Here is an 18,171-nt window from a genome sequence, read left to right on the forward strand (position 1 = left end):
TCGGTGCTACCGGGACGCTAGTTGACTGAGTGTCAACAATCATGTAACGGCTTCACCCGGGAGTGGTGGGTCGCGGTCGAGGGGCGTGCGGGTGGGGCGTGGCGCGCAGCGCGGCGTGCGTCACACCGGTGCGGCGTGCACCGTGCGGGCGGGTGGCGGTGGGGGCTACTCGCCGGTCGAGCCGTCGATTCGTTCCCGCAGCAGGTCGGCGTGGCCGTTGTGGCGGGCGTACTCCTCGATCATGTGGACCAGGATCCAGCGGAGCGTCACCTCGTTGTCGCGCCACCGGCTCTTGCCGACCGTGTCCAGCGGCAGGCCGGTGGCGGCGGACCGGGCGAACGCCACCTCCTCCTGCCAGACCGCGGTGTCGGCGACCGGGTCGGCCCCGTCCACCAGGTCGAAGTCGCCGTCCGGGAACTCCTCCGTCCAGTAGCGGCCGTCGGTGCCGAGGTCCTGGCCGTCCAGCACCTTGCGGAACCAGTGCCGCTCCACCTCGGCCATGTGCCGCACCAGCCCGAGCAGGCTCAGCGAGGACGGTGGGCAGGCGCGTTCGCGCAGTTGATCGGGAGACAGGCCCGCGCACTTGAGGGCGAGCGTGGCGCGGTGGAAGTCCAGCCAGGCGCCGAGCATGGTCGCCTCGTCGGCGGCGAAGGGCGGGCTGGTGCGGGTGGTGGCGGGGCCGGTGTTCGTCATGCGGACATGGTGGGGCAGCCCGGGGCGGGCGGGCGAGCCGTTTTCGGGTGGGGCGTTTTCGGGCGGGGCGGGGTGGGGCTGTGGGTGTGGGGTGGGACTGTGGTGGGAAGATCGGATCATCGGGCTGGTTGGTGCGGCGGGGGAACGGGCGGGTACGGGCGTGCGCAAGGTGATGACGGGCACTCAGTTGGCGTTGCGCCTGCTGCTGGAACTGGCCTCCCTGGTGGCCCTGGCCGTCGGCGGGTACGGGGTCTGGGCGGACGGCCCGGTCGTGCTGCGCGGGCTGATCGCCCTGGCGCTGCCGGCGCTCGCGGTCGTGCTGTGGGGCCGCTACGCGGCGCCCCGGCGGCCGGTGCGCGACTCGGCGGTGCTCTGGTACGGGGTGCAACTGCTGGTCTGGGGCGGGGCGGTCGTGCTGCTGGCGGTCGGCGGACACCCCGGGTGGGCGCTCGGGCTCGGCATCGTGATGGTGGTCAACACGGTGGTGCTGTGGTCGCTCGGCGAGTGGTCGCCCGCGATCGAACGCTAGGCGGGTGGTTGTCGGCGGCCTGGGGCTTCGTTGGCGCCGGGGTGGCGCTCCGGGAGCGGGTCGGGCGGAGCGGCGGGGGCGGGGCGGAGCTGCGGGAGGGAGTCAGGCGGAGCGGCGGGGGCGGGCGCGCCACAGGGAGAAGGCGCTGAACGCGCACATCGTGGCGATCACCCCGGCGGAGATCAGGAAGGCCGGTGAGGTGGGGGAACTCGCGCTCGCCCCCGCGACCACGTACGCGGTGGTGGTCGGCACCACGCCGATGACGGTGGCCAGCAGGTACGGCCAGAACTTCACGCCGGAGAACGCGCACGCGAAGTTGCCCGCCTGGAACGGCGCGCCCGGGAACAGCCGGATCAGCAGCACGCTGCGGAAACCCTGCTCCGACAGGCGCCGGTCGATCTCCGTCAGCACCCGGCCGCGCACCAGCGGCCGCAACGCCTCGCGTCCCAGCGAACGTCCCAGGACGAACGCCGCCGCAGCACCGATCGCCGACCCGGCGACCGCCAGCGGTACGCCCCACACCGAGCCGAACAGCAGCCCCATGCCCGCGTTCATCGCCGGGCGGGGCAGGAAGGCCATCGAGCCGAAACCGTAGGCGGCGAGCGCGACCGGGATCCGCCACGGCCCCGAGGCGGCGGCCAGGACGGCGGACGGGTCCCACAGCAGCAGCGAAGCCATGGCGGCGGCGAGTACGGCGAACAGGGCGCCGAGACGCAGCAGGGCCCGGCGCGACGGGCGGGACGGGCGCGACGGGCGGGACGGGCGGGGGAGGGCCGGTGCGGGGCCGTGGCGGGGGCCTCCGTGTCGGCACCGGCTGCGGTGGGGGCGGCCGAGGCGGGGGCGGCCGAGGTGGGGGCGGTGGTCCTGGCCGGTGGGGTGGGCGCGGCTATCGGCTCCGGGGCATGCACCCGGGGAGCTTAACCCGCGCTGGGAGTCGTGCCGTCCAGCGGTGCGCCCGTGGGCCGCGGGCGGGACGGACGGTTCGGCGGGGTGGGGCGGTGCAGCGGTGCGGGGCGGCGCAGTCGCTTGAGCAGGGCGATGTCGGCGGCGTGGCGGGCGCCCTCGACCCGGGCGGGGTCGTGGCGGCCGTCCGGCGTCTCGATGATCAGGGGGATGCCGGCGGTGGCCGGGTGGGCGAGCAGCGCCTCGAACGCGGCTGAGCCGATGTGGCCGGCCCCGATGTTCTCGTGGCGGTCCTTGCGGGCACCCGCGACGTCCTGCGAGTCGTTGGCGTGGATCAGTCGCAGACGCCCGGGGCCGACCGCGCGGTGCAGGGACTCGAAGAGCTCCTCGACCCCGTTCGGCGCGGCCAGGTCGTGGCCGGCCGCGAAGGCGTGGCAGGTGTCCAGGCAGACGCCGACCAACGGGTGGTGGTCGAGGGCGTCCAGGTAGGCGGCGAGGTCGTCCATCCGGGAGCAGAGCGAGCTGCCCTGGCCGGCCGTCGGCTCCAGCAGCAGCCACGGGGCGTCGGCCCCGTAGCGGTCGAGGCCGTCCAGGATCGGCAGCACCTGGTCGCGGACCTGGGCGAGCGCCTCCGCACGGGTGCCGCAGAGCGCGGACCCGGTGTGCACGACCGTGCCGAGGGCGCCGATGGCGGCCGAGCGGTGGAGTGAGTGCGTCAGCGATTCGGCGGAACGCTCCCGGGTCGCGGCCGAGTCGGAGCCGAAGTTGATCAGGTACGGCGCGTGCACGTACGCCGGGATGCCCCGTTCGGTGCAGGCCGCCCGGAAGGCCAGGTCGTGCGCGGGGTTCCCGGCCGGGGTCGCCCAGCCGCGCGGGTTGGCGACGAAGACCTGCACCGCCTCCGCCCCGACCTTCTCGGCGTAGGCCAGCCCCGTGCCCACCAGGCCCTTCCCGGCGACGGGGACGTGGGCACCGATCGGGTTGCGCGGGGCGGGATCCATGACCAGGAGCATCGCACGGCAGGCCGGAGGCGCAGCTCACCGGGGTCGGCACGATTCCGGTACTTCGGGGCTCGGGGCTCGGGGCTCGGGGCTTGGGGGTGGAGGCTTGGGGTTGGTGCTTGCGGTGGTTCGCGTGGGTGGGGGAGCTGTCGTCGGCGTCGGTCGAGTGCGCTGTGAAAGTGCCTGGTTTGGAGCTCGGTAGGACGGTGCTGGAACTCGGTGCTGACGGGCGAGGGGCCGTGGCAGGGGTTGGCGGGCTGTTGTGTGCTTGCTTGGCGGGGGCGGTGGTCTGGCCGGGCGCGGGTGGCCTTGTTGGCCGGGTGTCGGGTGGGGGCCGGTTCCGGGGCCGGGCGTGCCGAGGGGCGCGGGAGTGGACCTCCCGCGCCCCTCGACGGACGGCCGTCCGCCCATTGTCCGGCCGTCCGGCAGTGGGGCCCGTCAGCGGGTCGGCTCCAAGGAACTGGAGGCCGCGACGGGGGCGCCGGCCGGCTTGCGGTGGCGCATCGCCGTTGCGGAGGGGATCAGCGCGGCGGCGAGCAGGGTGACCGCGATGAAGGAGACCGTGAGCGAGCTGGCCTGTGCGATGCCGCCGACCACGGCCGGGGCGACCAGACCGGAGGTGTAGGTGATGGTGGCGACGCCGGCGATGGACTGGCTCGGGTTGGTGCCCGCCCGGCCGGCGGCGGCGAACGCGAGCGGGACGACCACGGCGATGCCGATGCCGATCAGCGCGAAGCCCGGGATGGCCACGTACGGGGAGTCGGCGAACACCACCAGCAGGCCGCCGGCGGTGGCGATCATGCCGCTCAATCGGACGGCGCGCACCGGACCGAGTCGGCGGACCACCGCGTCACCGGCCAGACGGGCCGCGGCCATGGTGGCGGCGAAAGCGGTGAAGCAGGCGGCCGCGACGGAGGAGGAGGCACCGGTGATGTCGCGGAGGTAGACCCCGCTCCAGTCCATCGACGCACCCTCGGCGAACACCGCGCAGAACCCGACCAGGCCGATGACCAGCGCTTCCTTCGGGGGCAGCGCGAAACGCGGCGGGGCCTCCTCGCCGGCGGTCGGCCGGACGTCCAGCACTCCGCGGGACACCACCTGGGCGAGCACCGCCAGGACCGCCGCGGTCACCGCGTACTGCACCCGGGCGTCCGCGTGCTGATGGGCCGCCAGGACGCCGAACGCGGAGGCGACCAGGCCGCCGACGCTCCACATGCCGTGCAGGCCCGACATGATCGACCGGCCGATCCGCTCCTCGACCTCCACGCCCTGCGCGTTCATTGCGACGTCCGACATGCCGGCCGTCGCGCCGTAGAGGAACAGCGCCAGGCAGAGAACCACCAGGTGGGGGGAGAGGGCCGGCAGTGCCAGCGACAGGCACCACAGCGTCAGCAGGCCCTGCAGCGCCGTCCGGGCGCCGTAGCGGTGCACGATCCGGCCGGCCAGCGGCATCGCCACCGACGCGCCGATGGCCGGGAAGACCAGGGCGAGACCGAGCTGACCGGGGCTCAGGTCGAGGTTGTCCTTGATCCACGGAATGCGGCTGACGAAGGTGCCGGTGACGGCACCGTGAACGGCGAACACCAGCGCCACGCTCATCCTTGCGCGCCGGACGTCCTTGAGAGTCTCGCCCATGCTGGGCTCCCCCTTGGGTCGGTCGGATGCCGATAAACTATCAGGGACCCTGCCTGATAGAAACCTCTGGAAGGATGCAGGCTCATGACGACCGCTCGCACTGCCACGCCGAGCACCGCCCGGGCCATCAACGACCGGCTTGCCCTCGACCTGCTGCTCGAACGGGGCCCGCTCACCGCATCCGACCTGCGCGCGCTGACCGGACTATCCCGGCCCACCGTCGCCGACCTGCTCGAACGACTCCAGCGCAGCGGCCTGGTCGCCCACGCCGGGGAGAGCGCCGCACTGCGCCGCGGCCCCAACGCCCGCCTGTACGGCCTGGTCGCCGACCGTGCGCACCTCGCCGGCATCGACATCCGCGCCAGCGGCGTCAGCCTGGTGGTCGCCGACCTGACCGGCCGGACCCTCGGCACGGCTACCATCGCCGCCTCCCTTCCTGCTGCTTCTGCGGCTCCTGTGGTTGACGGGGAAGACCCGAGCGGATCGGGTGACGCGGGGGCGCCGGAGAGCACGGGCTGCTCGTGCGGATCCAGCGGATCGGGCGGCGGCGGTGCGGGCGTCGTGACGACGGACGGCGATCTGCTGGTGGAACGGACCGTCGAGGCGCTGCTTGCCACCGCGGCCGAGGCCGGGGCGGGGGAACTGCACACCGTGGCCGTCGGCGCTCCCGGCCTGGTCGACCCGGCGACGGGCACGCTCAACAACTCCGGCAAGCTGCCCGAGTGGCACACCAAACTGCTCGCCGCCCTGCGCTCCCGCCCCGGAACGGAGGTGATCCTCGAGAACGAGGTGAATCTCGCCGGAATCGCCGAACACCGCATCGGTGCGGCCAAGGACCGGCGGGACTTCGCGCTGATCTGGCTGGGGCACGGCGTCGGAGCCTCCGTGATACTGGACGGCCGTCTGCGGCGCGGGGCCTCCGGTGGCACCGGCGAGATCGGATTCCTGCCCGTGCCCGGGACGATCGGGCTGCCGGACTCCAAGAAGTGTGACGGTGGGTTCCATTCCACGGTGTCGAGCGCGGCGATCTGTGAACTGGCGGCCCGCCACGGGCTCAGGGCGGAGCCTGGCACCGAGGAGGGAGCAGGGGCGGAGGCCGAGCCCGGTGTCGGAGCTGAGGACCGGGAGCCTGCGGCCGGGGCCGTGGTCCGTCGGGCGGTCGAGACCGGCGCCGATGACTTCCTGGACGAGCTGGCGCTGCGGATCGCCGTCGGGGCTTCTGCGATCTGCGTCGTGCTCGATCCGGGATGCGTAGTGCTGGGCGGCGAGATCGGGCAGGCCGGTGGCCCGGAACTGGCAAGCCGTGTCGAACGCCACCTCTCCCGGCTCTCCCCGCTCGCCACCGAGGTGCGGGCCGGCACCGCGGGCGGCGGCGCCGTTCTGGCGGGAGCCGTGCTGACCGCCGGGGACGCGGTCAGGCGGGAGCTGTTCGGCGGCGACTGAGGCCGGCCTCCGCCGAACGCTGCGTGGGATGCTGCAGTGGGGCGCGCGGTGACGCCGCGTCGGCGGTGCCGAGTCGTCGATCTGTCCTTCGCCCGCTGCGGTGGTGCAGTGCCGTGGCCGTTCTGCTGCCGTGCGGGGCCGTCGGCCTGCGATGCCTCGGTCAGCGGAGTGGGCAGGCCGGGAGAGGTGGATGTGGCGGGTCGGGCCGTGGTGGGACAGCGGGTGGAGGTTGCCGTGCTGGCGGGTGGCCGGTCGGGGGCGAGCGGGCGCCCGGGCGGGTGGTGGGGCGTGCGTGGGGAGGGGCCTCGGTACGGCAGGATGGCGGGATCTGCCAGTTCGTTCCTGAATCGCCCGGGAGTCGCATCGATGGTCATGTCCGACCGGCCCGTCCACCCGTACCGCATCGGCGAGGCTGCTTCGATGCTGGGGGTGAGCGCCGACACCATGCGGCGATGGGTGGATGCGGGCCGACTGCCGGCGACGCGAGACGAGCACGGCCACCGGATCATCGACGGGGCGGAACTCGCGGCGTTCGCCCGGGAGCTTGCCCGACCGGAGAACAGCGAGGTGGAGGGGCGTTCATCGGCCCGGAACCGCTTTCCCGGGATCGTGACCGCCGTCGTCCTGGGCGATGTCGCCGCGCAGGTGGAGATCCAGGCGGGCCCGTTCCGGGTGGTTTCGCTGATCAGCCGTGACTCGGCGGAGGAGCTCGGGCTTGTCCCCGGGGCGCCCGCCACTGCGGTGATCAAGTCGACCAACGTCGTGGTCGAACGGCGTTGAGGTCTGGTCTGGCGGAGAGGATCCTTCCGTCGACCCGCGACCGATCCCTTGGGCGTCCTTGACTCTGCGCTGATCAGGCCAGGAATCGAGGACGGGAGCGGGAGCGGGAGCGGGGGCGGGGGCGGTACCGGGGCAGGGGCGTCCGGGTGGTACCGATGGCCGGGGACGGGGCGTGAACTGACGCCGCCTAGGATGCGGAGACCTGTGGCCGACCGGTAGTGGGACGGCCAGCGTTGTGAGTACCCCGACCGTGCGAGAGGACGACCCCGTTGAAGAGCCGCGTGCGCGCCGTTGCCCACCGTGGTGACCCGTACCTGCACCGCGAGAACACCCTGCCGGCGGTCAGTGCCGCGCTCGCCGCGGGAGCCGACGCCGTCGAGGTCGACGTCCAGCTCACCCGGGACGGGGTGCCCGTGCTGCTGCACGACCGCACTCTCGAACGGCTGTGGAACGATCAGCGTCAGATCGCCCGGGTGACGCTCGACCAACTGGAAGAGGTAGTCACTCCCGGGCTCGGGCTTCGGATTCCCACCCTTGCCGAGGCGTTGCAGATCATCGACGCCACGGACGGCGCGCAACTGATGATCGACCTGGACGACAGCGGCCCGGCCGCAGCCACTTGGAAGGTCGTCAACGATCTCGGGATGGCGGACCGCGTCGCCTTCTGCGGGTCGGTCGTGGCCATGCTCGCCATCCGTGAACTCGCGCCCGGCGCGGAAATCTCCCTGACCTGGAACCGTCTCCAACTGCCGAAGCAGCGGCTGCTCGACGAGCTGCGCCCCGACTACCTCAATCCGCCCTTCGGACTGGTGGACGAGAGGTTGGTGGGCTCCGTCCACGACGCCGGCATGGGCCTGGCGACCTGGACCGTGGATCTGCGGCGCACCATGCGGCGGATGCTCGCCCTCGGAGTCGACTCGCTGACCTCCAACCGAATCGCGCTGCTGCGCCGGACGATCGACCAGTACCAGGGGTGATCCGTGGGCGCCGGTGCCCACACCAGTACCGCTGGGGCGGGGGCCGGCAAGGGCGTGCACGTTCGCCCGAACCAGGGTCCCGCCCGGCATCGGTCGGCCGCTCCGGTCGCCACGCCACGCCGTCGGCTCCTGCCCGTCGATATGACCGTTGTCTGTTGAAATAAGACGATCATGACGGTGTGTTGGCTGCGGAGGTGGCGGTGACGGCAGAGGGCTCTCCGAACCCGCAGGACCCGGGGGAACGCCGAGATCCGCCGGCACCTTCTGCAGCCGGAGCCGGAGCCGGAGACGGAGACGGCGGGGGAAGGGGAGAAGGGGGTGGCCCTGGGGCAACGGGGGCGGAACGGCCGCGGAGCGGCTCTGGTGAAGGTGGCCAATCGCAGCGGTGGTCAGGAGCCGCAGACCGGCGGTCGGAGAGTTCAGCGGGACGTGGTGGCGACGAGGTCCCCGACGGCCTTTCAGGAAAAACCACATCAAGTGCACATCCCTCCTCGGGGGATGAGGGGACTGCGGGGGCAGTGCCCGTAATCGTTGCGGGTGGGGCGGGACTGGACGACCGGCGACCGGCCCAGATGCTGCCCGCGTCGGTTCGGTCGGCTGCGGCTTGGTCCGCTGCGGTGATCCTCTTCATCACCGTGGCTGCGTTCGCCATCTTCGTGGTGGTGGAACTACGGGCCGCGACGATCCCGATGCTGGTTGCGCTGCTGGCCACGGCCCTGCTCTATCCGGTGATGCCCTGGCTGGTGGGTCGGGGCGTCAAACGGGGGGCGGCTGCCGGACTGACCTGCACGATCCTGGTGCTCGTGGTGACCGGCGGGATCGCACTGCTGGTCAACTCCCTGGTGAACAGCGCACCGCAGATCGCCTCCGGTCTCCAGCAGGCGGGTGACCGTATCGCCTCCTGGCTGGGGCCGTTCGGGGACAAGATCCAGTACGCGCTCAAGGAGAGCTCCGGCTCCGGGAGCACCTTGGTGGACTCGCTCGCCAACGGAGTCCTGTCCGGGTTGGGTCTGGTCACCCAACTGCTGACCGGTGGAGTGCTCTCCCTCGCGCTGGTGTTCTTCTTCCTGCGCGACGGTAACCGTTTCGGCGACGCGGTCCACGAGCTCATCCCGGGCGGGCACGCCGACACGGTGATCGCGTGCGGTCAGCAGGCGTTCACGGCGATGGCCGGCTTCATGCGGGGCACCACCTTGATCGCGCTGATCGATGCCACGTTCATCTCCATCGGACTGCTCGCCCTGGGAGTGCCCGGAGCGGCCGGACTCGGTGCGCTCGTCTTCATGGGCGCCTACATTCCTTTTGTCGGTGCCTTCCTCTCAGGAACGGTGGCCGTTCTCGTGGCCCTCGCGAACGGCGGACTGGGTACAGCCCTGTGGGCCCTCGGGGTGGTGCTGGCGGTGCAGGCGATCGAGGGGAACATCCTGCAACCCCTCATCCAGAGCCGGACCGTCGAACTTCACCCCGCCACCATCATGATCGCGGTGGTGGCCGGCTCCGGGATCGCCGGAATCATCGGCGCCCTGCTCGCGGTGCCGGTCAGCGCCGCCGGACTCGGAGTGGTGTCCGTCCTTCGAGGCGAGACGGAGGGCCCGGGACTGCCCGGCAGCCGTCGAAAGCGCCACCGAATCGAGCCGTGAGCGTTCCGTGCTGCAGGTGTGGACGCGTGCGGCCCTGCCGGTATCCGTGCAGGATCCGCCCGAATCCGGTCGGACGGTCAGGAGGCCGGGAAGTAGGCGGTCATCCAGCGGTCCAACTCGGCGAACACCTCGGCCCGGGCCGAGTCGGCTGACAGGACCAGGTCGTGCACGCCCCCTTCGATCCGGACGGTGGTGACGTGTCGGCCGAGACGCGGTGCGAGCGCGACGATGTCGTCGGCCCGTAGGACCGCGTCGGTGCGCATCAGGGCTGGGTCCCACCGGTTGGTGACGGTGGATGCGGTCGAGGCCATCAGCAGGATCGGACAGTCGACCGAGAGCCCGCGGCGTACCTTCCGGTGGCCGCGCTGGATCGCGGCCAGCCAACCGGCGAACAGCGGGAACCCTTCGGCGGGCTTCAGAGCAAGATCGAACTCCCAACTGCCGCGATGATCGCGGTGGAGACTGTGGACGTAGTGCGGATTGAGCGGAGCAGGCAGCTTCCGGGTGGGAGCGGTTCGCCCGATGGCGTCGAGCGCGGGGGCGCCGAGGGTCCGTACGGCCGGGGCGGCAGGCATCGACAGGAACGGGCTGTTGAGGAACAGTCCGTCGACCAGCCCGCGGCCAGCCTGTCGACTCGCCCACAGGGCTGCCACCAACCCACCCGTCGAGTGCCCGTTCACCAGGAGCCGGGTGTGGCCGTCGAGCTCCCGGATGATCCGGACTGCCTCGTCCAACTCCTCGTCGTAGGTGACGAGATCCGTCACGAAGTTGGGTGACTGGTGCGGGCGGAGCGACCTGCCGTACTTGCGGAGGTCCAAGGCGTAGAAGGAGAAACCGGCAGCCGTGAAATGATCCGCTAGGTGGGTCTGGAAGAAGTAGTCGGTGTAGCCGTGCAAGTACAGCACTGCCTGTCGGGAGCCCTCCACCAGCCGACGGACCAGCGTGGCACTGACCTCGCCCTCCTCGTCCGGGACGAGCGGGAGCTCCGTTGCCTCGTAGGGGGCGCCCAGGATGTCTTCACGGAAGTCCACGCCAGCCACGTCCATTTCCTGTTCCGTCGTGCCGCCCGGGACCACCCCGTGCGGGACCACCCCCGTGACCATACCGGTCAGTAGGTCCCTTCGTTTGGGAAGACTGCCCTGGTGGGGCCTAAGCTGCCCGCATGGCTGTCCCTTCGTCGATCGTTCTTCGCCCCGTCATTTCCCGGAAGCCCAACCGATGAGCGGCCCCACCGCCGAAGGGGCGGATCCGCGGCCGGCGGAGCGCGAGGTGGGGCACGGCACCGCCAAGCTGATTCCCGACATCGACATCGAGGGCGGCTGGTTGCTCACTCTCGACGGCACCCCGCAGTCGTATGTCGACCTCGAGGACCCGACGCACCTCGAATTCGAGTACGTACAGCGGATCGCCCACCTGCTGGACGTGGTGGCGGATTCCGGTGAACCGCTGGACGTACTGCACCTGGGCGGTGGCGGGCTCACCCTGCCCCGCTACCTGGCGAAGACTCGCCCGGGCTCGAGCCAGCAGGTGGTCGAACTGGATGGCCCGCTGACCGAATTCATCGCAGAACACCTTCCTTGGCCGTCCGGTATCGAGGTGACGGTCGGCGATGCCAGGGCCGTGCTCGGATCCGTGGCGGCCGCCAGCGTCGATGTGGTGGTGGCCGACGTGTTCCGCGGTTCGCGGACGCCGGCGCACCTCACCAGTGTCGAGTTCGTACGACTGGCTGCCGCCGCGCTCCGACCGGGGGGCTGTTACGCGGCGAACCTGGCGGACGGCCCACCGCTCGCGTTCGCCAAGGCCCAGGCCGCCACGGTCGCGGCCGTTTTCGCGCACGTCTGCCTGGTGGCCGAGCCCGCGGTGCTGCGGGGCCGGCGCTACGGAAACGTCCTGTTGATCGGCTCCGACGAGCCGCTCCCCAGCAGTGAGTTGGCCCGGCTGCTCGCTGCCGATCCGTTTCCCGCCAGGCTGACGGAAACGCCGGAGCAAGCGGCAGAGCCGGTCACGGATGCGACGGCCGAGGATTCGCCGCCCCCGCCCAGCGGAGCGTTCTCGCTGGGCTGAGCCGGAACGGTGGTGTGGCGGGGCACTGTGCTGGAAGTCGTACCTGATGGGAGGTGCTCCTTTCGGCGGCGGGACGGCAGACGGGGTGCGGTCCGAGACGGATCGCAGGCCGAAGGCCGGTTGTGGGGGAAACGGGCTGGGCGAGCAGCCGGTGGCGGGCGCGTGCCGGGGAATCCGGTCGACCGATCAGACGGCGGACAGGACCAGCCGGCGCGTGCGGTTGCGATAGCCGACCAACTCGAAAGCGGCGACCACGGGGTGGTTTGAGCGGTCGGTTTCAGCCCGGATCACGTCGGCCTGACTCTCGACGGCCAGGATGCGGGTGATCTCGGCGATGATCTCGGCAGCGAAGCCCCGCCCCCGGAATTCGGGGAGGACTCCGAGGTACCCGACCACTGGCACAACGGAGTTGTGCGAGGGGATGGCGAAGCCGACCACCTGCCCCGTTGTCGTCCGGACTATTCGCCACCAGGAACGCTTGCCGTGCATTTCCTGCCGGTAGAACGCGACCTCGCGCCTTGCATGTACCTCTGCTCCGATCAGGAGTACTTCTCGAGTGGACATCGTGTCCATGCTGTTCGGCAAGGACCGGCGGAACAGATCGACGAAGACTTCGTCATCGGGTTCCGGGGTGAAGAGCAGGCGGCCCGACAGGGTCGGAACGGGACGGTCGGTCTCGCGTTCGAAACGGAGCCGCTCGGCGGAGAGGTGCAAGCCGACTGCCTCGGCTGCTCTGCGGCGCCATGCCACCGAAGCGGCGACCTCGGGGCGATCACGCCAGTCGGGCGGCAGGAAGAGGTGGTAATCGGGCGGGGGCGTCAGCCCATCGGCGGCGAACACCTGGTGGGCGGCCGTCAGCAGTGCGGCGGCGATCGCACTGCGCGGGTCGGTGGTTGCCCTGGACGTCCAGGCCCTACGTTCGTACGGATCGGCGGGGGCTCGGGTCGGATCGGACCGGGCGAACAGCGCGTCCAGATTGCTCGGGTGGGTGTCGGCGGGACTTCCCCACCAGATGGCGACGGCCAGCGGTGCCCGGTCGGGGGCGGGCTCCGCCACCCAGATCCAACCGGGGCGGTACTCGCCAGTGGCCAGGCGTGAGCGAACGGTCTCCGCGGAGATCGTGGTGGACGGATCGGGTCGGACCTGCCCCAGTACGGTGTTGAGTTCCCGCGGAACGATCGGACGAAAGATCACAGTGCCTCCGGAAGAAAGGAACGAGAGGCGCCAAACCCGATCGTGGCGATCCGCCGCGACTGCTACACGGGGACGGACCGGCCAGGAAGAAAGACGACCGGGAGCGCCGCAGAACGGCTGCGGATTATCGGAACCATCGTGCGGAACCCCTCTCGAGACGCGGCACTGTGAGACCCCGGAACCTGACTGAGCAAACGCCGGAGGAAGCTGGCAGCGAGACCTGATCCGCTGTCAGTGATGCCCAAGATTAGGAGAGGGCCAGATCGCCTGCAAATTATTATTCGAGGCCAAAAATCCCTCGATCATGCAGGGCTGGGGAGAGGGGCGATGGCGGCGCCGAGGGCGGCTTGGAATCCGAGAACCGATTCGCCGGTGGGACGCGGACGCAGCCGGTATTTGCCCGGGCGGCCTGCCGCGATGCGGTGGCCACCCGGGTGATTCCCGAGGTCGTGTGCTGGTTACGCAGAACTACCCGAAGGGGTGGAAGTGATGATTTCCACCCCGAGATGGATTGGCCCGGTCCCTGCGGCGGTAACCGGAGGGGTGACGGCAGGCCGGCCCGGAGGGGGTTTCGGTTCGTCTTCGGGTGCGTAGCAGGGGAGCAGGGAGATCGAAGAAACCGCAGGGTTATTTCGATGGTTGACGTCCTGCTGGTGGGTCAGACTCGACCCACCAGGGCGAAGCCGGCATCGGTGACGGCGGAACGAATCTGGTCGTCCAGCAGGGGTTCGGCGGATTCGATCGTCACCTGGCCGGACTTCGCGTCGGCGGTGACGTTGGTGACGCCGTCCAACGCGGTCAACCCGGCAGTGACGGTGCGCTCGCAGTGGCCGCAGCTCATTCCTTCGACAGAGAAGACGGCAGTGGTGGACATGGGTACCTCCGTTGAACATGCGGGACTCGGCGGGCGGCCACTCAAGGCCGAAGAACGCCGTACAGCACAACGCACCCGAGCAGGGTGGGGCATCGGGACACGCCGGTGGATGACCCCAATGAGTGGTGTGCTGCATGGGATTTCGCCAGTGGCCGACGGCAGGTAGTGACGCCCGCGGGAGCGGTGCCGTGGTGCCGACGGGCAGGGTTTCGGTTGGAGTCGAAAGGATTGAAAGAATTTATTTCTTGAAATCATAAAAATCTCTCGCTACGGTCTGCCGCGTTGATACCGCCGGCACCCAACGGATGGCTGTCGGAACAATCAAGAGGGGGAGGCATGGTGGGAAAGACCGTGGCCACCGTCGAGGAGCAGCAGCCCGCGCTCGCATCGTTGGACGTTGCAGCCGGGCGATTCGCCGTATCCATCCTGTTGGGACTGGTGTCCGGGTTGGTGCTGCAGATCTGGACGGTGGCCTTCCTGGGACGACTGGGCCCGGAGGCGCTCTACGTCCGCTCGGTGTACACACCGGTCGGCTACCTCGTGCTCGCGGTGACCGAGGGGCTGGTGGTGGCTGCCCAGGTCTCTGCGGGCATTGCCGCACGGAGCGGAAGGGAGCGTGATTCGCTCAAGTCACTGCCGACGTTCTTCGTTGTTGGCGCCGGACTGTTAGCTCTGCAGACCGTCATGGCGACGGTGGCTTCGGGACCGGTCCTGACGGCGCTCGGGGTCGCTCCTGAGGCCCGGCACGAAGTACTGGTCTTCATCGTCGCCGTCGCTCTGACCGGGGTGGCCGGGTTGATTCCCTACCTGGGCGCGGGTGTTCTGCGCGGTCTGGGTCATGCCGGTTCGGCTGCGTGGCTGGGGGCGCTGTTCACTGTGCTGTCCATCGTCGGAACGATCGTGCTCCACGCGGTCACGGGGCTCGGTGTGCTGGCCGTGCCGATCGGCGGCCTGCCCGCCACCGTGATCGTCGGTGCGTCCGTGGCGGTCGTCCTCCGACGGGAGCAGGTGGCCTGGCCGAGGATGGCCATCGACCGGGGTGCGGTGCGTGAACTCCTGGGCCTGGGAGCGCCGGTGGCGGGCACGTTCCTGTTGCTGTCCACCGTGACCTTCGGTTATCTGCGGGTGCTGCGCGAGGCCGGGCCGACCGAGGTCGCGGGGTTCGCCCTCGGGCAGATGGCCGTCGCGCTGCTGATGGTGATCGCCATGGCTGTCGGCTCCGGTACGGCCGTCGCGGTGACCTTGCGTCCGGGCGCGAGCCGACGAGGCATCAACTACGCGGGCCTGGTCACGGTCCTACGGTTGTCGGTCCCTCCGTACTTCCTGCTCGGTGCGGCGGCGTTCCTGCTGCGGGAGCCGCTCGCCCGAGCGCTGACCACGGACCGGGCCGCTGCCGCTGTCGCAGCCGACTACTTCGCCTGGGTCGGCCCCACCCTGGTGCTCTTCGGGGGAACGCTGGCACTGCTCAGCTATCTGGAGCAGATCGGCCGGGCAGGAGCGGCCTTCCTGCTGAACGTCGTGTACTTCACGGTGATGCTGGCCGCCGCGTTCCTCATACCCGGGCCCGTGGACGCCGGAGAACTGGCGAAGCTGATAGCCGCTGGCAACGTGCTCGGATTCGGCGGGCTCTGGTTCAGCGCACGCTTCCTGGTCCTGCGTCGATGACGGTTCGTAGCTGCCGACGGGCGCCCGATGCCGAACAGGGCGCGCTGGTTTCCGGGTTGTCCGGCGTCGCGTGCCCTGCCGGACAGCCCAAGCGATCCTCGCTCACTCGGGCCGGCCAGTCGGTCTTCTTCAGTCTGATGGTGCCGAGCAGTTGCCAGGGTCCTGCGTCGGGGACGGCGAAGTGGCTGCTGTTGCAGGAGGTGCGCAGGCGGTGGGAGATGTCGGTGCACCAGGAAGCCGAGTGCTCGGCGGCGTACGGATCGGGGACTGGCAGTCGTACCTGCGGCAGCTCACCCACTGGATGTCGAAAAATGATTTCCACCGGGGACGAACCGGTGACCCGCTCCGGCGAATCCGAGGATCGACAGGGGGATCTCCAGTACCGTGGCAGTCTGCCAGCAGCCGCGAGGTCCGTGCAGCCGGGACCGCAGCGGTACTCGGGGGCGTGGCAGCCGACGAGCCGGTGCGGAGAGAGTGGGGACGATCGGCGTGGTGGACGGCGAGGGCATCTCGGCGGCGCGGGTCGACAACACGATGTCGGGCACCGTGCACGGCACCTCGATGCAGGTCGGCACCGTGCACGGAGGCATCACCTTCCACTACGCGACGGCTCCGACCCTCGGTACCAGGCCCGATCAGGTACCGAAGCCGCCCCGACGCTTCGTCAACCGTCGCGCCGATCTGGCCCGGTTGGACGGGCTGCTGGCCGAGGGAGCCAGCGCCGTGCTCAACGGCATGCCCGGCATCGGCAAGACCGCCACGATCTACCGTTGGGCGCACGACAACCAGCAGCACTTCCCGGACGGCCAACTCTTCGTCGACTTCACCAAACTGCGTTCCGCAGCCGGTGCGGACCTGTCCGAGGCGCTCACGATGTGCCTGCGCGCCCTCGGCGTGCCCGATGAACAGATCGGCAGCGGAACAGCCGAACTGGAGAACACCTTCCGCAGCGTCTCCCGCGACCGGCGGCTGCTGGTGGTGCTCGACGAAGTCACCGAACCCGGTCACGTCCGCAGCCTGATCCCCAAGGGCGAAGGCAGCATCGTCCTGGCGACCTCCAACCGGCGGCTCGGCGAACTCGCCCTGCACGATGTCGAACTGGTTGAACTGGACGTCTTCGACCGGGCCGCCGCCAAGGAACTGCTCGGCGAGCTCTGCGGACGTGCAGCCGTCGAAGCGGATCCCGGCTCCGCCGACCGGCTCGCCGAACTCTGCGGCGGCCTTCCGATCGCGCTGCGCATCGTTGCCGCCCGCCTGCACAGCGACCGGCTCACGCTCGCACAGTTGGCCGACCAACTCGCCGACGAACGCCAACGCCTCGGGCGGCTCACGGTCCAGGGCCCCGACTCCACCGGCGTCTCCGCGACACTCAGCCTGGCGTACCGCGACCAGGCCGAACCCGCGGCACGGCTGTACCGCGTCCTGGGCGACCTGCCCGGAGTCAGCTTCGACTCCGGCGTTGTCGCGGCCGCGGCCGTCCTCGACGCAGGGACCAGTGCCAGGCTCCTGGCGGATCTGGCCGGCGCGCACCTCGTCCACCGCACCGACGACGGACGCTACCGGCTGCACAGCCTGGTCCGACTGCACGCCCAGGAGACGGCGCGGGAGACCGATCCGCCGGAGACCGAGCGCCAGATCGTCCAACGGGTGACCGCTCACTACCTGGCACTCGTCACACTCGCGGACCTGACCGTTCGGGTGGACCGGCTGCGCATCCTCGACGTCGGCGAGGCGTTGCAGCAGCCCGCCGACCGGCTCGACGTGCTCGTGGACCACTCGCCTTTCGCCACCTCCGACACGCCGGACCGCGATGCGATCGAGTGGCTTGAGGCCGAGCGGCCGAACCTGATGGCTGTGCTGCGTGCAGCCGTTCGGTTCGGGTTCGATCGACAGGCGTGGCAACTCGCCGAAGCCCTGACCGTGTTGTTCCTCCACCACCGTCACCTCGCCGACTGGCGGGAGTCCCTGGCTCTCGGTGCGGACGCGGCCCACCGCGACCACCAGCCTGCGGCCGAAGCCCGGCTGCGCAGCATGCTCTCCCGCCCGCTGCTGGACCTCCGCCAGGACGACCGCGCGCTCGCGGAACTGCAAACCGCGATCGACCTGGCCGACCGCTCGGGGCACCCGGTGCTGCCGGGCTCGGTGCGGGAATTCCTCGGGCGCTACTGGGACCGGCGGGATCCGGAACGGGCGGCCGCCGCCTACCGGGAGTCGCTGGAACTCAACGAGAGGGCCGGTGAGGCGCGTGGCGCAGCCCTCGCTCGGTACTTCCTCGGGCGGGCGCTGCTGGTTGCGGCCGGCGGAGCGGCCGGGATGCCGGAGCGGGGGGTCGACGGCTCGCGGGCTGCCGAGGCGGAACGGGAACTGCGCGCCGTGCACGAGGAGTTCCTCGGCCTGACCGGAGCCGACGGGAAACCGGCGCCGGACCGGCGCATGGCGGCCAGGGCGCTGGCCGACCTGGGGCGCGCCCAAGCGCTGGCCGGTGCAACGGAGGAGGCCCGGACGACGCTGGGGCGGGCGGTCGGTGTGCTCAGGGAACAGCGGGCGTTCCACTACGAGGCGGAAGCGATCGAAGCCCTCGTGGAGCTGGTCGAAGACAGCGGCGAACAGCAACAACTGCTCGAACGCGCCCTGACCATCTACCGGGAGAACGGAAATCCGAAGGCAGCAGAGCTGCAGGCACGACTTGCAGGGTGAAACCCGCTCTCCGTCGCTCTCCGGATTTTCTCCAGGAAATCATGCTGCTGATGGACATTCGGGTCGACCGGATGGA

15 protein-coding genes are annotated in these 18,171 nt (G+C 70.6%); 8 read left to right on the plus strand and 7 right to left on the minus strand.

What is annotated here, in order from left to right; genetic code table 11:
• Positions 1-165: 165 nt before the first annotated feature.
• Positions 166-693, minus strand: coding sequence for a DinB family protein (locus tag OU787_RS33300; RefSeq protein WP_268661640.1), 528 nt, complete (start codon positions 691-693; stop codon positions 166-168).
• A gap of 172 nt (positions 694-865) precedes the next feature.
• Between OU787_RS33300 and OU787_RS33305 the strand changes: the two genes are divergently transcribed.
• Positions 866-1,222: a YrdB family protein gene (locus OU787_RS33305; RefSeq protein ID WP_268661641.1), complete on the plus strand. Its 357-nt coding sequence runs from the start codon at positions 866-868 to the stop codon at positions 1,220-1,222.
• Between the two features lie 102 nt (positions 1,223-1,324).
• On the opposite strand, the gene OU787_RS33310 is transcribed toward OU787_RS33305, so the two are convergent.
• From OU787_RS33310 to OU787_RS33320, 3 genes are all read right to left on the minus strand, one after another.
• Positions 1,325-1,900, minus strand: a complete 576-nt coding sequence (locus tag OU787_RS33310) for a TVP38/TMEM64 family protein (protein WP_268661642.1) — start codon at positions 1,898-1,900, stop codon at positions 1,325-1,327.
• 239 nt (positions 1,901-2,139) lie between these two features.
• The gene (locus OU787_RS33315; protein ID WP_268661643.1) at positions 2,140-3,126 is read right to left on the minus strand and encodes a deoxyribonuclease IV; all 987 of its coding nucleotides are present in this window, start codon (positions 3,124-3,126) and stop codon (positions 2,140-2,142) included.
• A gap of 438 nt (positions 3,127-3,564) precedes the next feature.
• Positions 3,565-4,761 carry an MFS transporter gene (locus OU787_RS33320; protein ID WP_268661644.1) on the minus strand — a complete coding sequence of 399 codons (1,197 nt, stop codon included), beginning with the start codon at positions 4,759-4,761 and terminating at the stop codon, positions 3,565-3,567.
• Positions 4,762-4,845: 84 nt separating this feature from the next.
• Here OU787_RS33320 and OU787_RS33325 point away from each other — a divergent pair, with 84 nt between their 5' ends.
• From OU787_RS33325 to OU787_RS33340, 4 genes are all read left to right on the plus strand, one after another.
• Positions 4,846-6,204 (plus strand): ROK family transcriptional regulator, encoded by a 1,359-nt coding sequence (locus OU787_RS33325; RefSeq protein WP_268661645.1) that lies wholly within the window; start codon positions 4,846-4,848, stop codon positions 6,202-6,204.
• 366 nt (positions 6,205-6,570) lie between these two features.
• Positions 6,571-6,984 (plus strand): TOBE domain-containing protein, encoded by a 414-nt coding sequence (locus tag OU787_RS33330; protein WP_268661646.1) that lies wholly within the window; start codon positions 6,571-6,573, stop codon positions 6,982-6,984.
• Positions 6,985-7,253: 269 nt separating this feature from the next.
• Positions 7,254-7,961, plus strand: a complete 708-nt coding sequence (locus OU787_RS33335; RefSeq protein ID WP_030461192.1) for a glycerophosphodiester phosphodiesterase — start codon at positions 7,254-7,256, stop codon at positions 7,959-7,961.
• 617 nt (positions 7,962-8,578) lie between these two features.
• Complete coding sequence (locus OU787_RS33340) at positions 8,579-9,601, plus strand: AI-2E family transporter (RefSeq protein WP_268661647.1); 1,023 nt, start codon at positions 8,579-8,581, stop codon at positions 9,599-9,601.
• A 77-nt stretch (positions 9,602-9,678) separates the two neighbouring features.
• On the opposite strand, the gene OU787_RS33345 is transcribed toward OU787_RS33340, so the two are convergent.
• The gene (locus OU787_RS33345; protein ID WP_268661968.1) at positions 9,679-10,647 is read right to left on the minus strand and encodes an alpha/beta hydrolase; all 969 of its coding nucleotides are present in this window, start codon (positions 10,645-10,647) and stop codon (positions 9,679-9,681) included.
• 172 nt (positions 10,648-10,819) lie between these two features.
• On the opposite strand from OU787_RS33345, the gene OU787_RS33350 reads away from it, so the two are divergent.
• The gene (locus OU787_RS33350) at positions 10,820-11,665 is read left to right on the plus strand and encodes a spermidine synthase (protein WP_268661648.1); all 846 of its coding nucleotides are present in this window, start codon (positions 10,820-10,822) and stop codon (positions 11,663-11,665) included.
• A gap of 186 nt (positions 11,666-11,851) precedes the next feature.
• Here the strand turns inward: OU787_RS33350 and OU787_RS33355 are convergent, their stop codons facing one another.
• Together OU787_RS33355 and OU787_RS33360 are read right to left on the minus strand one after the other, a co-directional pair.
• On the minus strand, positions 11,852-12,859 hold the full coding sequence (locus OU787_RS33355; protein ID WP_268661649.1) for a GNAT family N-acetyltransferase: 1,008 nt from the start codon (positions 12,857-12,859) through the stop codon (positions 11,852-11,854).
• 658 nt (positions 12,860-13,517) lie between these two features.
• Positions 13,518-13,733 carry a heavy-metal-associated domain-containing protein gene (locus OU787_RS33360; protein ID WP_030461187.1) on the minus strand — a complete coding sequence of 72 codons (216 nt, stop codon included), beginning with the start codon at positions 13,731-13,733 and terminating at the stop codon, positions 13,518-13,520.
• A 351-nt stretch (positions 13,734-14,084) separates the two neighbouring features.
• Here OU787_RS33360 and OU787_RS33365 point away from each other — a divergent pair, with 351 nt between their 5' ends.
• The gene (locus OU787_RS33365) at positions 14,085-15,398 is read left to right on the plus strand and encodes an MATE family efflux transporter (RefSeq protein ID WP_268661650.1); all 1,314 of its coding nucleotides are present in this window, start codon (positions 14,085-14,087) and stop codon (positions 15,396-15,398) included.
• A gap of 492 nt (positions 15,399-15,890) precedes the next feature.
• The gene (locus tag OU787_RS33370; protein ID WP_268661651.1) at positions 15,891-18,095 is read left to right on the plus strand and encodes an NB-ARC domain-containing protein; all 2,205 of its coding nucleotides are present in this window, start codon (positions 15,891-15,893) and stop codon (positions 18,093-18,095) included.
• Positions 18,096-18,171 lie beyond the last annotated feature (76 nt).

The organism is Kitasatospora sp. YST-16 (assembly GCF_026802215.1).
GTDB lineage: Bacteria > Actinomycetota > Actinomycetes > Streptomycetales > Streptomycetaceae > Kitasatospora > Kitasatospora cineracea.

Excerpts from the sequence above, each read along its gene's own strand:
- OU787_RS33350 (WP_268661648.1), top strand. The coding sequence starts at position 10,820 with ATGAGCGGCCCCACCGCCGAAGGGGCGGATCCGCGGCCGGCGGAGCGC.
- OU787_RS33360 (WP_030461187.1), bottom strand. The coding sequence starts at position 13,733 with ATGTCCACCACTGCCGTCTTCTCTGTCGAAGGAATGAGCTGCGGCCAC.
- OU787_RS33305 (WP_268661641.1), top strand. The coding sequence starts at position 866 with ATGACGGGCACTCAGTTGGCGTTGCGCCTGCTGCTGGAACTGGCCTCC.
- OU787_RS33310 (WP_268661642.1), bottom strand. The coding sequence starts at position 1,900 with ATGGCTTCGCTGCTGCTGTGGGACCCGTCCGCCGTCCTGGCCGCCGCC.
- OU787_RS33330 (WP_268661646.1), top strand. The coding sequence starts at position 6,571 with ATGGTCATGTCCGACCGGCCCGTCCACCCGTACCGCATCGGCGAGGCT.
- OU787_RS33325 (WP_268661645.1), top strand. The coding sequence starts at position 4,846 with ATGACGACCGCTCGCACTGCCACGCCGAGCACCGCCCGGGCCATCAAC.
- OU787_RS33320 (WP_268661644.1), bottom strand. The coding sequence starts at position 4,761 with ATGGGCGAGACTCTCAAGGACGTCCGGCGCGCAAGGATGAGCGTGGCG.
- OU787_RS33300 (WP_268661640.1), bottom strand. The coding sequence starts at position 693 with ATGACGAACACCGGCCCCGCCACCACCCGCACCAGCCCGCCCTTCGCC.
- OU787_RS33345 (WP_268661968.1), bottom strand. The coding sequence starts at position 10,647 with ATGGACGTGGCTGGCGTGGACTTCCGTGAAGACATCCTGGGCGCCCCC.
- OU787_RS33315 (WP_268661643.1), bottom strand. The coding sequence starts at position 3,126 with ATGGATCCCGCCCCGCGCAACCCGATCGGTGCCCACGTCCCCGTCGCC.